Consider the following 14,765-nt stretch of genomic DNA (forward strand, 5'->3'; position numbering starts at 1 on the left):
GTTTTTAAGTGGGCAATCACATCGTGCCCACGTCATGACAAACCTTGTCAGCCATTATGAAAAAACTGCATGGCAAAAAATGTAATTTTCTCTTTATGAGCTAGATCAAATTATGTAGAATGCGCGCCATTAGCTTGATGCAAACGTTTGCGCGACGATAAATGCGTAGATTATTAGGGTCAAAAGTCAGTTTTTTTGCAACTTTAAGTCTCAATCTGAGTCAGGAGATACAGATGCTAAAGCGTGATATGAACATCGCTGATTACGATGCGGAACTGTTCGCAGCCATCCAGGAAGAAACACTTCGCCAGGAAGAACACATTGAACTGATCGCTTCTGAAAACTACACCAGTCCGCGTGTAATGGAAGCGCAAGGTTCTCAGCTAACCAATAAATACGCGGAAGGTTACCCAGGCAAGCGTTACTACGGCGGTTGTGAGTATGTTGATAAAGCAGAAGCTCTGGCGATTGAGCGTGCGTGTCAGCTGTTTAACTGTGAATATGCGAACGTACAGCCACACTCTGGCTCCCAGGCTAACAGCGCGGTCTACATGGCTTTGCTGAATCCGGGCGACACCGTATTGGGTATGAGTCTGGCACACGGTGGACACCTGACTCACGGTTCTCCGGTTAACTTCTCGGGTAAGCACTACAACGTGATTCCTTACGGTATCGACGAAGCAGGTCAAATCAATTACGACGAGATGGAAGCGCTGGCACTGGAGCACAAACCTAAGATGATCATCGGTGGTTTCTCTGCCTACTCTCAAATCGTTGACTGGAAACGCATGCGTGAAATCGCAGATAAAGTCGACGCGTACCTGTTCGTGGATATGGCGCACGTTGCAGGCCTGATTGCGGCTGGCGTTTACCCGACGCCTGTGCCTCATGCACACGTGGTAACGACGACGACGCACAAAACACTGGCGGGGCCACGCGGTGGTCTGATCCTGTCCAATGCTGGTGAAGACATGTACAAGAAACTGAACTCGGCGGTATTCCCGGGTGGTCAGGGTGGTCCTTTGATGCATGTTATCGCGGGTAAGGCTGTGGCGTTCAAAGAAGCGATGGAACCAGAATTCAAAGCGTACCAGGCTCGTGTCGTGCAAAATGCCAAAGCCATGGTGGCTCAGTTCCAGGAACGCGGTTACAAGATTGTGTCAAACGGTACTGAAAACCACTTGTTCCTGGTTGACCTGATTGATAAGAACATCACAGGTAAAGATGCAGACGCCGCGCTGGGCGCCGCGAACATCACGGTGAACAAGAACTCTGTGCCTAACGATCCACGTAGCCCGTTTGTCACGTCTGGTATCCGTGTTGGTACGCCGGCAATCACGCGCCGCGGCTTCACTGACGATGATGCCAAAGAACTGGCTAACTGGATGTGTGATGTTCTGGATAACATTGATAACCCAGAAGTGATCGAAGCCACGAAAGCTAAAGTACTTGAGATCTGTCAGCGTTTGCCGGTTTACGCGTAATCCGCAATCGCATTTAAAAAGGCTCCATTACGGAGCCTTTTTTGTGCGTTATGTCCACTCGCCAGCCTGAAACCGGCGTTGGAAGGTTATTTCGCAATGCTGAGCAATGTGCCCGACTTACATTTGAACGAGTAGTATTTGCTGCTCTCGTTAAACTTGCCCAGACCTTCGCCATCGCAGTAATCGATGTTGATGTCACGCATGGTTTCCAAGGTACTTTCGCTGGTCAGCGCAAACTTAGAGCCGTCTGAACAGACGATGCGCACACGGCCATCATCACTGACTGAGTAGATGTCGACTTCGGTGTTGCAAAGTTCAAAAGAGGCTTCACGGTAGTTGTCTTGCTGAGTATTCGAGGCACAACCGACAGTAAATGCCGCTGCGACCAGAGCAAAGATTCCGAGCTTTTTCATTGTGTTTTCCTTAGCCAAGTCTCAAAGGATGAGCGTGGTGTTTCTTATTGATTGTGGCTTAGCCTATATAACTCGGCTGCCAGATTCAAGCGACTATAAAACATTTATCATACGAAGACAGTTCGTTTCAGTGAGGTGTTGTTAGGCCTGAAACAAAAAAGCCGATGCAGAGCACCGGCTTTTGAATTTTGAGAGGAGAGGCGTTACTTCACTTCCATCCCTTTGGCTTGCAGGTCTGCGTGGTAAGACGAACGCACAAACGGACCACATGCCGCGTGGGTAAAACCAAGCTCCAACGCGATCTCTTTCAGCTCTTCGAACTCTGCTGGTGGTACGTAGCGTTCAACCGGCAGGTGGTGGCGACTTGGTGCGAGATACTGACCCAGTGTCAGCATGGTCACGCCGTGGGCGCGCAGATCTTTCAATACTTCGACGATCTCTTCTTTGGTTTCACCAAGACCCATCATCAGGCCCGATTTGGTCGGAACCCCGGGGTGCTGTTCTTTGAATTTCTTCAGTAACTCAAGCGACCATTTGTAGTTCGCACCAGGGCGAGCTTTACGGTACAGACGCGGCGCCGTTTCCAGGTTATGGTTGAACACATCTGGCGGGTTATCTTTCATCAGATCAAGCGCCACATCCATCCGACCACGGAAATCCGGGACCAGCGTTTCGATACGAATTTCTGGGTTCAGTGCGCGGATTTCACGGTTGCAGTCCGCAAAGTGCTGAGCTCCGCCATCACGTAAGTCATCGCGATCGACAGAGGTGATCACCACGTATTTCAGTTTCATATCTTTAATGGTTTGAGCCAGTTTGGTTGGCTCTTCCGCTTCCGGTGGAAGAGGGCGACCATGAGCAACATCGCAGAAGGGGCAGCGGCGGGTACAGATCGCACCCAGAATCATAAAGGTCGCAGTACCGTGATTGAAACATTCAGCCAGGTTTGGACAGGAGGCTTCTTCACATACCGAGTGCAGGTTATTTTTGCGCATCGCTGCTTTGATGTCCTGAATACGCTGGCTGTCTGCAGGCAGTTTGATTTTCATCCATTCCGGTTTGCGCAGCACTTCTTTTTGCTCCGCTGGCATGTTTTTAACAGGAATTAATGCCATTTTGTCGGCGTCACGGTACTTAACGCCTTTTTCCATTTGGATTGGTTTGCTCATGCTTTCTTACCTATTAAAGGTGCTTCTGTGCTGAAATCGACTTGTTTGTAGTCAAGCAACTTCACTAATTCTTCGACAAGTTGTTCTGCGACAACATTGACCTGATCAGGGCCGCCTAACTGGCTGACCTGGGCCATTTCCATACCGGCATAACCACACGGATTAATGCGCATAAACGGCGACAAATCCATGTTGATGTTGAGCGCCAGACCATGGAAAGAGCAGCCACGGCGAATCCGCAGTCCGAGGGAGCAGATTTTTCTCCCGTCGACATACACACCCGGTGCATCGGGGCGGGCAGCTGATTCGATATTGTAAGCGTTCAGGGTATTGATGACGAGGTTCTCTATATGAGTAACGAGATCCCGCACGCCCATTTTTTTACGGCGTAGGTTAATCATGAAGTAAGCGACTAGCTGACCCGGGCCATGGTAGGTAACCTGGCCACCGCGATCGCTTTGAATAACAGGAATATCACCCGTGTTCAGCAGGTGTTCGGCTTTACCGGCCTGGCCTTGAGTAAAGACCGGGTTATGCTCCACCAGCCAGACTTCATCGTTGGTCTGCTCGGTGCGAGTATCGGTAAATTCATGCATAGCTTGCCACACCGGCTCGTAATCACGCTTACCCAGCATTCTTACGACGAGCTGATTATCCATGTTGACTCCCGTCAGCGCTTAATAAAGTGTTTGGATTATAAACTTCTTCGCGTGCAGGGACTACACACAAATAACAGTTTTTTAACCTCAAAAAACTTAATGTTTATTTATCTTGTTGATAAATAAAAAGAAAGCAGCAAAGTGCTGCTTTAAAAAAAGTTTAATCAATCAAATAATTACAGAACCATGCGCACGATTTCGATTTCGCCCAGCTCTTTGTAGAGGATTTCAACCTGTTCGATTGAGGTCGCGGTGATGTTCACCGACACTGAGTGATAGTTGCCTTTTGCGCTTGGTTTCACGGTCGGGCTGTAATCACCTGGAGCATGGCGCTGAATCACTTCCAGAACCAGTTCAGGCAGTTCTGGCTTCGCATGGCCCATCACCTTGTAAGTAAACGAACAAGGGAACTCAAGCAAGTCTTTCAGTTTGGCGTCTGAGTTAATGGTTAGCATAAGGGACACTCCAAGTTGAGAATTCTGTCGGTGCGCAATAGTAATGACTATTGGGCCATATCTCAAGTTTATATAAAGGGCGCGCGACAGACAAAAAGAAAGCCGCCTAGATGGCGGCTTTCGACAATCGAAGGGAGGATTAGAACAAGCTATTGAATAGCATGACAATGTAATCCCACAAACGGCTGAACAAGCTGCCTTGGTTCACGTCTTCAAGGGCCAGCAGCGGATATTTCGCTACGTCTTTACCGTCCAACTGATAGTAAAGTGTGCCAACAACGTCACCTTTCATAATTGGGGCTTCCAGCTGTTTTTCAAGGACGAAGCTGGCTTTCAGATCTTTTGCCTGGCCGCGAGGCAGAGTGACATACGTATCTTCGTTCACGCCCAGCGCGACTTTGTCTTTGTCGCCCATCCAGACTTTTTCTTCAACAAACGTCTGACCCGCTTTATGGGGGGCCACTGTTTCGTAAAAGCGGAAACCGTAGCTCAACAGCTTTTTACTTTCCGCTTTACGGGCATTGGCGCTTTTGGTGCCCATCACGACAGCGACCAGACGCATCTGACCTTCGGTCGCCGAGCTGACCAAGTTGTAGCCTGCACCGCTGGTGTGGCCGGTTTTAATGCCGTCAACGTTCATGCTTTTATCCCACAGCAGACCGTTCCGGTTGTACTGTGTGATGCCGTTGTAGGTGAATTTCTTCTCTGAGTAAATGCGGTATTCTTCAGGCACGTCGTGGATCAGAGCACGCCCCAGCAGCGCCATGTCGTATGGCGTGGAGTAGAGGTCGTCGTTGTCCAGGCCGTGAACATTGGCGAAATGGGAATTTTTCATGCCGATCGATTTCGCCCAGGCGTTCATCAGTTCCACAAACGCGTCTTCAGAGCCGGCAACGTGCTCGGCCATCGCCACACACGCGTCATTACCTGATTGGATGATGATGCCTTTGTTCAGGTCTTTAACTTTAACCGTGGTCCCCACTTCGATGAACATCTTGGAGGAATCTGGAAAGTTTTTGGCCCAGGCATTTTTACTGATGGTGACATCGTCTTCAGGTGAGACATTGCCACTTTTGATTTCCTGACCGATGACGTAACTGGTCATCATTTTGGTCAGACTGGCCGGGTGCATTTTGGTGTTGGCGTTTTGTTCCGCCAAGACCTTGCCCGAGTTGTAGTCCATCAGAACGTAGCCTTTCGCCGCGATTTGAGGCGCATCAGGAACGACACTAGGGGCAGCGTAAGCCGCGGAAGCGAAAGTTGCAGAGAGTGCAACAGTAGACGCAAGAACTGGTTTTAGAAGAGTTGTTTTTTTCATGATGAATGCAAGTTTTCTTTTACTGTCCATATCTTAACAGAAACAATCTCTCAAACCAGTGCAGGTTTAAACCGACACTGGATTGAGGACTATTGGGTTGCTGTCTGCTTTTTGATAAACGCGGTCAAATAGCCGAGCACTTTAACCTTTTCAAGGGTTTCCTGAGTCAGGGAATAGTCAGCAAACGGGCCGAGAAACACTCGGTGCACGTCACTTTCACTGCTGACAAAACTGTCCACAGATAACTTCTGACCAAGATCCTGGGCTAAAGTTCGCGAGCGATCCGCAAATTTTGACGACGCGACCTGAATCAGATACCCCTGAAAGGCCGCTGCTTTGCTTTTCGCGCTGGCTTTGTCGACGTTGATCACCTGAATTTCGACATTAGCGGTGCCGGTTTTGATGACGTCGAGTTTGGCCGCAGCGGCGTAGCTAAGATCTATGATCCGTCCTTGATGGAAAGGGCCACGATCGTTCACGCGTACCACCGCGCTTTTGCCGTTGTCGAGATTGGTCACTTTGACATAGCTTGGCAGTGGCAGGGTTTTGTGTGCCGCGGTCATGGAATACATGTCGTAGATTTCACCATTGGATGTCAGGTGGCCGTGGAATTTCTTTCCATACCAAGAGGCTTTGCCTTTTTCGCTAAAGCCCGAGGTGTTTTTGACGATCTGGTAATCTTCACCGCGCAGTGAATAATTTTTGTTGCCACCGAGACTGTAAGGTTCGAATTGCGGCTGGGCATCTTCAATATGGTCAACCGATATCGGCTCGTTGGGAGCTACATCGTCGTCGATATCGTAACGTCCTCCCGGAGAAGAGGAACAACCGGCCAAAATGGCAGCTAAGCTGGCAAAAGCCAGAAGATGTCTGATTTGCATGTATTTACGTCGCCTTTGAAAACGCTTTTCTGTGGGTATGAATTGACATCAGGATGCCAAAACCCGCCATCAGAGTAACCATGGATGTACCGCCGTAACTGATCAGGGGCAGGGGTACGCCTACAACCGGCAAAATGCCGCTTACCATGCCAATGTTTACAAACACATAAACAAAGAAGCTCAGTACAATACTGCCTGCCATCATTCGGCCAAACGCGGTTTGCGCGTTGCTGGCCAGATACAGGCCACGACCTATGATGAACAGATAAATACTCAGCAGGGCAAGAATGCCTATCATGCCCCATTCTTCCGCAATGACTGCAAAAATAAAGTCAGTATGTCGCTCTGGCAAGAATTCCAGTTGCGATTGCGTACCTTGTAACCAGCCCTTGCCGGAAACACCGCCTGAACCGATCGCAATTTTACTCTGGATGATGTGGTAGCCTGCACCGAGTGGATCCGATTCAGGGTTAAACAGCGTTCGTACCCGGGTTTTCTGGTATTCGCGCATCAGGAAGAACCACAAAATCGGGATAAAACCACCGACTGCGAGCGCCGCGGCGATGATGATACGCCAACTGATGCCCGCCAGGAACACAACAAAAATACCGGATGCGGCGATCAGAATCGACGTCCCCAGATCCGGCTGTTTGGCGATCAGTATGGTTGGAACGAACACCATTACCAGGGAGAGTACCAGCGTTTGCAATGTGGGGGGGAGTGAGCGCTTACCGATAAAGCGCGCGACCATCAGTGGCACCGCCAGCTTAAGAAATTCTGATGGCTGGAAGCGAACAAAGCCAAGGTTGAGCCAGCGCTGTGCCCCTTTGGAGATTTCACCGAACAACAGCACACACACCAGCAGCACGACACCGACAAAAAACATCACGGGAGCGACCGATTCATAGGTTCGCGGCGGAATTTGCGCCAGCAGCAGCATCACGCCCATCGCCAGCGCCATACGCATTGCCTGGCGATCCATCATCGCCAGATTTTGTCCACTGGCACTGTACATCACAACCAGGCCAAAACCCATCAGCAGTAATATGCCCAGCAATAATGGGAGATCGATATGAAAACGCTCAAACAGGGCGCGGTTCTGCCCGGTAGATGGATCGAATTCCATTATTTTTCAGCCTCTTGTTCGCCGAGTACGACCCGGTCAAAGATTTTGCGTGCCACTGGTCCACCGTTACTGGAGCCGCCACCGGCATTTTCCAGCACGATGGTGGTAATGACTTTTGGGTCGTCTACCGGAGCAAAACCGGTAAACAGCGCGTGATCACGCAGGTGTTCCGCCAGTTCTTCGGCGTTGTATTCTTCATTTTCACCCAGGCCAAAAACCTGAGCGGTGCCAGATTTACCAGCGGTGACGTAGTCCATCTGAGTGAACGACCGTCGAGCCGTGCCGCGTTTACCATGGTTGACCAGACGCATGCCGTTGATGGCAATATCCCAGTATTTTTCAGGCACACCAGTGATCGGTGGGTATGTGTCCACTTCAGTTGTTTTACGTGTGTCAAAGCTCTGGCCATTTTCGATCGTAGCGCGCAGCAGATGCGGTGCCACCACCTTGCCGTGTTTGACCAGGACTGATGTAGCTTTGGCTATCTGCATCGGTGTGGCCGTCCAGTAGCCCTGACCGATCCCGACCGGAATGGTGTCGCCCTGATACCAAGGCTGGCGGTGACGCGCCATTTTCCACTCGCGTGTCGGCATGTTGGCTTTGCTTTCTTCGTAAATATCGATGCCGGTGTAATCACCGAAACCAAACGCCATCATCCAGTTGGAAATGCGGTCGATGCCCATGTCATAAGCGACCTGATAGAAGAAGGTGTCCACCGACTCTTCAATCGACTTGGTGATATCCACACGGCCATGTCCCCAGCGTAACCAGTCACGAAATGGTTTGGTTTTCGAGTTTGGAATACGCCAGTAGCCCGGGTCGTTGCGTGTGGTGAACGGTGTGATGACCCCTTCCTGCAACGCGGCTACCGCCATAAAGGGTTTGATGGTTGACGCTGGAGGGTAGATCCCCAGCGTGGCACGATTGACCAAAGGGCGGTTTTTGTCGTTCAGTAAGTCGCTGTACGCCTTACCGGAGATGCCATGCACAAACGCATTGGGATCGTAACTCGGACTGGACACCATCGCCAAAACGCCATTGTCGCTGGGGTCAAGCACCACGGCGCTGCCGCGTCGGCCGTCAAGCAGGTTGTGCACGAACATCTGGATATTGATGTCAATGTTCAGCACGATGTCTTTGCCAGGCTCTGGTGGCACGTATTTCAGTGTCCGGATCACTCGGCCTCGGCTGTTGACTTCCACTTCCTGATACCCGGCCGTGCCGTGCAGCATGTCCTCGTAGTAGCGTTCAATCCCCAGTTTGCCGATGTCGCGCGTTGCCTGATAGTTGGCCGCTTTTTCTTCGCGGGTCAAACGTTCCAGGTCGCGGTCATTGATGCGCGAGACATATCCGAGAACGTGCGTGAGCATTTCACCAAAAGGGTAGTAGCGTTTAAGGCTGGCACTGACGGACACACCAGGGAAATTGTGTTGTTGTACCGAAAAGCGGGCGACCTGATCTTCACTCAGTTGGGTCAGCAGGGGGACCGAGTTGAAACGTCGTGTCTGACGGCGTTCACGCTCAAAGCGCTCGATCTGCTCAGGGGTGATCTCAACAATTTGTTGCAGACGAGCAATGGTGTCGTCCATGTCTTTGACTTTTTCCGGGATCACTTCGAGGCTGAATACCGGGCGATTTTCCGCCAGAAGGACACCATTACGGTCATAGATCAGCCCACGGTTCGGGGCGATAGGCACGACTTTAATGCGGTTGTCGTTGGAACGGGTTTTGTAGTCCTGATACTGGTTGACCTGAATGTTATACAGGTTGGCGACCAGCAAGCCCACCAGCAGAATAATGCCCAGAAACGCCACTACAGCACGGCTTTTAAACAGCCGTGCTTCTTCCTGATAGTCACGAATTTTGCTACGTTTACGCAACATGGCTAACGGTTCTCAACGACAAGATTATTCTCTGTGATAAGGGTGATTTGCGGTAATACTCCAGGCTCGGTACAAGCTTTCCGCCATCACCACACGCACCAGAGGGTGGGGCAGCGTCAGCGGTGACAGGGACCAACTCTGGTCGGCTGCCGCTTTGCACGCCGGAGCCAAGCCTTCCGGACCGCCGATTAAAATCGATACGTCACGACCATCGAGTTTCCAGACTTCCAATTGACCCGCCAGTTGTTCGGTATCCCAGCGTTTGCCCGGAATATCGAGAGTAACAATTCGATTGCCTTTTGGCACGGCGGCCAGCATCGCTTCGCCTTCTTTTTGCAAGATTCTTGCAATATCAGCGTTCTTGCCGCGTTTACCTGCCGGCACTTCCACCAGTTCAAGCGGCATGTCGTGAGGAAAACGGCGTTTGTATTCCTGAAAACCTTCTTCGACCCACTTTGGCATTTTGGTGCCGACGGCAACCAGCTGTAACTTCATTCGTTAGCCCCACAGCTTCTCAAGCTGGTACAGTTCACGCTGATCTTCTTGCATAACGTGGACCATGGTAGTGCCCATGTCGACCACGACCCATTCGCCTTCTGCTTCGCCGTCAATGCCCAGAGGTTCTAATCCGGCTTTTTTCGCTTCGCTGGCTACGTGATCGGCAATTGAGGATACGTGTCTTTTTGACGTACCAGTACATACGATCATGTAGTCGGTCACTCTGGATTTTCCTTGTACATCCAGGGTGATGATGTCCTGAGCTTTCATGTCATCCGCTTTATCGGCCAAAAAGTCTCTCAGTTCTTCGCGTTGCAAGTTGTAATCCTCTGAAAATGAAATAGGGAAAATGTGATCGGGGAGTATATCACGCTTTTAGGCCGGTAAATCCAGCTTTACCTCCGGCAGGCACAATTGCACGCTTATCTGATGGATAAATGGCCAGGGTGAAATGTCGTACTGGGTTTTCGCCTGAATTTCAGCCGTCGCCAGAGTATGAATGCATTGGTGCAGAGCCGTAGGCGTCAGTCGGCTGAGTGCTGCCGAGTACAGTGGGCGTTTGGATTGCCAGACCCGGTGTTTATCAAACACCTGTGCCAGTGACATCTGAAACGTCTGACTTTTCATCGTTGCGAGCGTGATCAGTTCTTTTTGAATCGAACGGATCAGCACCACGGGCTCAATGCCTTCTGCCTCAAGCTGGCGCAGAATACGTTGGGCGCGGTTGGCTTTGCCTGCCAGCAAGGCATCCACCCAGTGAAACACCGTAAAGTGATTGTGGCGGCTGAGGGATTCTTCAAGACGGATCAGAGTCAACTGGCCGTCCGGGTAGAGCAGAGCGAGCTTTTCCAAGCTTTGCGCCAGAGCAAACAGATTACCTTCGTGCCACTGGGCCAGCATTTGAACCGCTTCCGGGTCGGGTTTGAGGCCCAACTGGCGGCAGCGTGTTTGCACAAATTGAGGTAAACGCTGGATATCCGGTGTCAGGCAGTTAACCCAGCAGCCTTGAGCACTGAGTGCCTTGAACCATTTCGCACTTTCCTGAGCCTTGGTCAGTTTACTGCCGACCAGTACCAGCAAGATGTCTGGATGCAGCATGTCCGCCAGCGAGACCAGCTCTTTGGCAGCGGCGGCGCCTGGTCCAGCGTCGCCAATTTCCAGCTCAATGATTTGCCTGGCGGAGAACAGACTGAGCGCCTGACAGCAGTCAAACACTTCATTCCAATCTAGGCTGGCGTCGACACTGAAACAGTGTCGCTCTTCAAAGCCCTGCGTTCTGGCTTTGTGTTGAATCGCACTGCGCGATTCCTGAATCAGTAACGGTTCATTACCGAACAGCAGGTAGATACCGGACAGTTGTTTGTCCAGCTGCTCGGCCAGTCGGTCAGCGAAAATACGCATCCGGATCCCTTATTGCTCCGCTGCGTCATCGGTTGTTTGAGGTGTGCCGGCCGGTGTCTCGGCCGGGAAGTCACCCTCATAGGTTTTGACATCGTACTGTTCGTCGTACTGGTTGAGGTTGTCATTCGCCGGTAGGTTGCTGTCGTCCATCTGATGGTTCTGGATGTCCACTTTCAGGCGTGCCATCTGACGGATGATCTGTGATGCCGCCAATTTGCGCATTTCGTCCTCGATCATGTCACGCTCTACTGATTTTGCTAGTGCAGTCAGTGGGTTATCAAGATAACTGCGCGTTACACTGGTCGAGAAGGTTTTGGTGCCTACCTCGGGAATAGTGACTCGGTATGAGGTGCGGAAAGTCAGTTCTTTTTCCGCTGCGCGGGTGTTTTGATACAGAGACAAAGTACGTTCACCCACTCCTTCGTTGATCAGGTGCAGGTTCGGTACGTTTTCTGCTGGTGTCACGAGTTCGACGTCATTGATACGTAACTGGTTTTTCACCTGACGGGTAAAAACGCTGTACTGGTCGTAACTGGTGACTGACAAGGTACTCAACTCGTGAGGTACAGAATAGTCACCGCGCAAATGGAATCCACAAGCCGTCAGTAGGCTCGCTGTCGCAACAACACAAGTCAATTTGAAAGAGGAAACAGAAAATAGGCGCATGGGTTGATGGTTCTCAGTTATTGGAGTATTTATCTCAGGCCACTCACGTTGAATGAGCTGAGATAAATAAACAGGGCAGTGACCTGCCCTGTTTAAGGACTGCATAAATGCAAATTAGTTCGACTGAATCTTAGTTTGCAACGATATTCAGCAGTTTACCCGGAACGTAAATCACCTTACGAATGGTTTTGTCTTCGGTGAACTTAGTGACGTTCTCGTTGGTCAGACCCAACTCTTCAACCTGCTCTTTGCTGGCGTCAGCCGCTACGGTCAGCTTGGCACGCAACTTCCCGTTCACTTGTACAACGATGGTTTTTTCGTCTTCAACCAATGCTTGCTCATCAAACGTTGGCCATCGTGCGTTGTCGATGTCTGTTTCACCCAGTGCAGTCCATAGTTCGTATGAAATGTGCGGAGTGATAGGGTAAAGCATCGCAACGACAGCTTTAAGCGCTTCATCAAGGATCGCGCGATCTTGCGCCGATGCTTGAGGTGCTTTCGCGAGCTTGTTCATCAGCTCCATGATGGCTGCAATCGCAGTGTTGAAGGTTTGACGACGAGCGATATCGTCCGTCACTTTGGCGATGGTTTTGTGTACGTCACGACGCAACGCTTTCTGGTCGCCAGACAACGCAGAGGCATCAACGGCTTCTGCCGTGCCTTTTGCCGTGTGCTCGTTCACCAGTTTCCATACACGTTTCAGGAAGCGGTTAGCGCCTTCAACGCCAGACTCTTGCCATTCCAGAGTCATGTCTGCCGGTGACGCAAACATCATGAACAGGCGTACGGTGTCAGCGCCGTACTTGTCAACCATCTCTTGCGGGTCGATACCGTTATTTTTCGACTTAGACATTTTGATCATGCCTGAGTGTTCCACGTTGCGGCCCTGATTATCGATCGCTGAGGCGATACGACCTTTGCTGTCGCGTTCCACTTTCACATCGGTAGGGGCTACCCACTCTTTGGTGCCTTTCTCGTTGGTGTGGAAGAATGCGTCAGCCAGTACCATGCCTTGACAAAGCAGTTGCTTGAACGGTTCGTCAGAGGTCACGTAACCTGCGTCACGAAGCAATTTGTGGAAGAAGCGTGAGTACAGTAGGTGCATACAAGCGTGCTCGATACCACCGATGTACTGGTCTACTGGTAGCCAGTAGTTGGCTTTTTCTGGGTTTAGGATGTCGTCCGCTTTTGGTGAACAGTAGCGTGCGTAGTACCAAGAAGATTCCATGAACGTATCGAACGTATCTGTCTCACGTAGAGCTGGTTCGCCGTTGAAGGTGGTCTTCGCCCATTCTTTGTCTGCTTTGATTGGGCTGGTTACGCCGTCCATGACCACATCTTCAGGAAGAATCACTGGTAGTTGGTCAGCAGGTACTGGGTGAACTTCACCGTCTTCCGTGGTGACCATTGGGATTGGTGCGCCCCAGTAACGCTGACGAGATACACCCCAGTCACGTAGACGGAAGTTAACTGTCTTAGTGCCTTTGCCTTCTGCTTCTAACTTGGCAGCGATTGCATCGAATGCCGCTTGGAATTCTAGGCCGTCGAATTCACCAGAATCGAACAGCACACCTTTCTCAGTGTATGCCGCTTCCGAGATGTCTAGCTCGCTGCCGTCAACTGGCTTGATCACAGGCACGATGTTTAGACCGTACTTAGTTGCGAACTCGAAGTCACGTTGGTCGTGCGCAGGTACTGCCATAACCGCGCCTGTGCCGTAGTCCATCAGTACGAAGTTTGCTACGTAAACTGGCACTTCACGGCCGTTCAATGGATGAATAGCAGTAAGGCCAGTCGCCATACCTTTCTTCTCCATTGTTGCTAGTTCAGCTTCGGCTGCTTTGGTGTTCTTACACTCTTCGATGAATGCCGCTAGTTCAGGGTTGCTCTCTGCTGCGATAGTCGCCAGTGGGTGGCCCGCCGCGATACCCACGTACGTCACACCCATTAGTGTGTCTGGACGTGTGGTGTACACTTCTAGGTCTTGCTGCCCCTTCACTTCGAACTTGAGTTCAACACCTTCAGAGCGACCGATCCAGTTGCGCTGCATGGTTTTGACCATTTCTGGCCAGCCATCCAGGTTATCCAGATCGTCCAGCAGTTCTTGAGCATACTCAGTGATTTTGATGAACCACTGTGGGATCTCTTTTTGTTCTACCGGCGTATCACAGCGCCAGCAACAGCCGTCTTCGACCTGTTCGTTAGCCAGAACGGTCTGATCGTTCGGACACCAGTTCACTGAAGATGTCTTCTTGTAAACCAGGCCTTTTTCGTACAGCTTGGTGAAGAACTCTTGTTCCCAGCGGTAGTATTCTGGAGTACAAGTAGCAAATTCACGATTCCAGTCGTAGCCAAAGCCCAGCAGTTTCAGCTGGTTCTTCATGTATTCAATGTTTTCGTAAGTCCAAGGCGCCGGTGCCGTGTTGTTTTTTACGGCAGCATTTTCTGCCGGCAGACCAAACGCGTCCCAGCCAATAGGCTGCATCACGTTTTTGCCTTGCAGTCGTTGGAAGCGAGAGACGACGTCACCGATGGTGTAGTTGCGCACGTGACCCATGTGCAGTCGGCCACTTGGATATGGGAACATAGACAGACAGTAGAATTTTTCTTTATTTGGGTCTTCACTTACAACAAAGGTTTTGTTGTTTTCCCAGTGCTGTTGAACTTTTTGTTCAATATCTTGCGGGTTATATTGCTCTTGCATCGATGATGTCCGGTTATCTTGGATTTGTGAGTTCGGTTAGAACAGATACTAATAGATCGTCATAGAATACCTAAAGGCGCGGAGTACAACAACAGTTGTGTTAACGGG

The 14,765-nt window shown here is 50.8% G+C and carries 14 protein-coding genes; 1 reads left to right on the forward strand and 13 read right to left on the reverse strand.

Annotation, left to right across the window (positions count from 1 at the left end):
* Nucleotides 1–233: 233 nt before the first annotated feature.
* Nucleotides 234–1,484: a serine hydroxymethyltransferase gene (gene glyA, locus CAG65_RS19965; RefSeq protein ID WP_021703745.1), complete on the forward strand. Its 1,251-nt coding sequence runs from the start codon at nt 234–236 to the stop codon at nt 1,482–1,484.
* A gap of 86 nt (nt 1,485–1,570) precedes the next feature.
* Here glyA and CAG65_RS19970 read toward each other — a convergent pair whose 3' ends face one another.
* The 13 genes from CAG65_RS19970 to leuS all read right to left on the reverse strand — a co-directional run bounded on the left by CAG65_RS19970 (nt 1,571) and on the right by leuS (nt 14,657).
* A complete protein-coding gene (locus tag CAG65_RS19970; RefSeq protein ID WP_021703746.1) occupies nt 1,571–1,897 on the reverse strand; it encodes a hypothetical protein in 327 nt (108 codons plus the stop codon).
* A 203-nt stretch (nt 1,898–2,100) separates the two neighbouring features.
* Nucleotides 2,101–3,066, reverse strand: a complete 966-nt coding sequence (lipA, locus tag CAG65_RS19975) for a lipoyl synthase (RefSeq protein ID WP_021703747.1) — start codon at nt 3,064–3,066, stop codon at nt 2,101–2,103.
* On the reverse strand, nt 3,063–3,725 hold the full coding sequence (gene lipB, locus CAG65_RS19980) for a lipoyl(octanoyl) transferase LipB (RefSeq protein WP_021703748.1): 663 nt from the start codon (nt 3,723–3,725) through the stop codon (nt 3,063–3,065). Before lipB ends, lipA begins: the two co-directional genes overlap by 4 nt.
* Before the next feature lie 176 nt (nt 3,726–3,901).
* On the reverse strand, nt 3,902–4,180 hold the full coding sequence (gene ybeD / locus CAG65_RS19985) for a DUF493 family protein YbeD (protein ID WP_021703749.1): 279 nt from the start codon (nt 4,178–4,180) through the stop codon (nt 3,902–3,904).
* A 139-nt stretch (nt 4,181–4,319) separates the two neighbouring features.
* On the reverse strand, nt 4,320–5,498 hold the full coding sequence (locus CAG65_RS19990; protein ID WP_040902217.1) for a serine hydrolase: 1,179 nt from the start codon (nt 5,496–5,498) through the stop codon (nt 4,320–4,322).
* 89 nt (nt 5,499–5,587) lie between these two features.
* The gene (locus CAG65_RS19995) at nt 5,588–6,379 is read right to left on the reverse strand and encodes a septal ring lytic transglycosylase RlpA family protein (RefSeq protein ID WP_161454753.1); all 792 of its coding nucleotides are present in this window, start codon (nt 6,377–6,379) and stop codon (nt 5,588–5,590) included.
* A gap of 4 nt (nt 6,380–6,383) precedes the next feature.
* Entirely contained in the window at nt 6,384–7,505 is a 1,122-nt protein-coding gene (rodA, locus tag CAG65_RS20000) for a rod shape-determining protein RodA (RefSeq protein WP_161454754.1), read from the reverse strand.
* On the reverse strand, nt 7,505–9,388 hold the full coding sequence (gene mrdA / locus CAG65_RS20005) for a penicillin-binding protein 2 (protein WP_161454755.1): 1,884 nt from the start codon (nt 9,386–9,388) through the stop codon (nt 7,505–7,507). The genes rodA and mrdA overlap by 1 nt, the downstream gene beginning before the upstream one ends.
* A gap of 24 nt (nt 9,389–9,412) precedes the next feature.
* A complete protein-coding gene (gene rlmH, locus CAG65_RS20010) occupies nt 9,413–9,883 on the reverse strand; it encodes a 23S rRNA (pseudouridine(1915)-N(3))-methyltransferase RlmH (RefSeq protein WP_161454756.1) in 471 nt (156 codons plus the stop codon).
* Nucleotides 9,884–9,886: 3 nt separating this feature from the next.
* On the reverse strand, nt 9,887–10,204 hold the full coding sequence (gene rsfS, locus CAG65_RS20015; RefSeq protein WP_161454757.1) for a ribosome silencing factor: 318 nt from the start codon (nt 10,202–10,204) through the stop codon (nt 9,887–9,889).
* A 57-nt stretch (nt 10,205–10,261) separates the two neighbouring features.
* On the reverse strand, nt 10,262–11,287 hold the full coding sequence (gene holA / locus CAG65_RS20020) for a DNA polymerase III subunit delta (protein ID WP_161454758.1): 1,026 nt from the start codon (nt 11,285–11,287) through the stop codon (nt 10,262–10,264).
* Between the two features lie 9 nt (nt 11,288–11,296).
* Complete coding sequence (locus CAG65_RS20025; protein WP_040902218.1) at nt 11,297–11,953, reverse strand: LPS-assembly lipoprotein LptE; 657 nt, start codon at nt 11,951–11,953, stop codon at nt 11,297–11,299.
* 130 nt (nt 11,954–12,083) lie between these two features.
* Nucleotides 12,084–14,657 carry a leucine--tRNA ligase gene (leuS, locus tag CAG65_RS20030; RefSeq protein WP_161454759.1) on the reverse strand — a complete coding sequence of 858 codons (2,574 nt, stop codon included), beginning with the start codon at nt 14,655–14,657 and terminating at the stop codon, nt 12,084–12,086.
* Nucleotides 14,658–14,765: the final 108 nt, after the last annotated feature.

It is taken from the genome of Vibrio sp. V39_P1S14PM300, assembly GCF_009904765.1.
GTDB classification, from domain to species: domain Bacteria; phylum Pseudomonadota; class Gammaproteobacteria; order Enterobacterales; family Vibrionaceae; genus Vibrio; species Vibrio proteolyticus.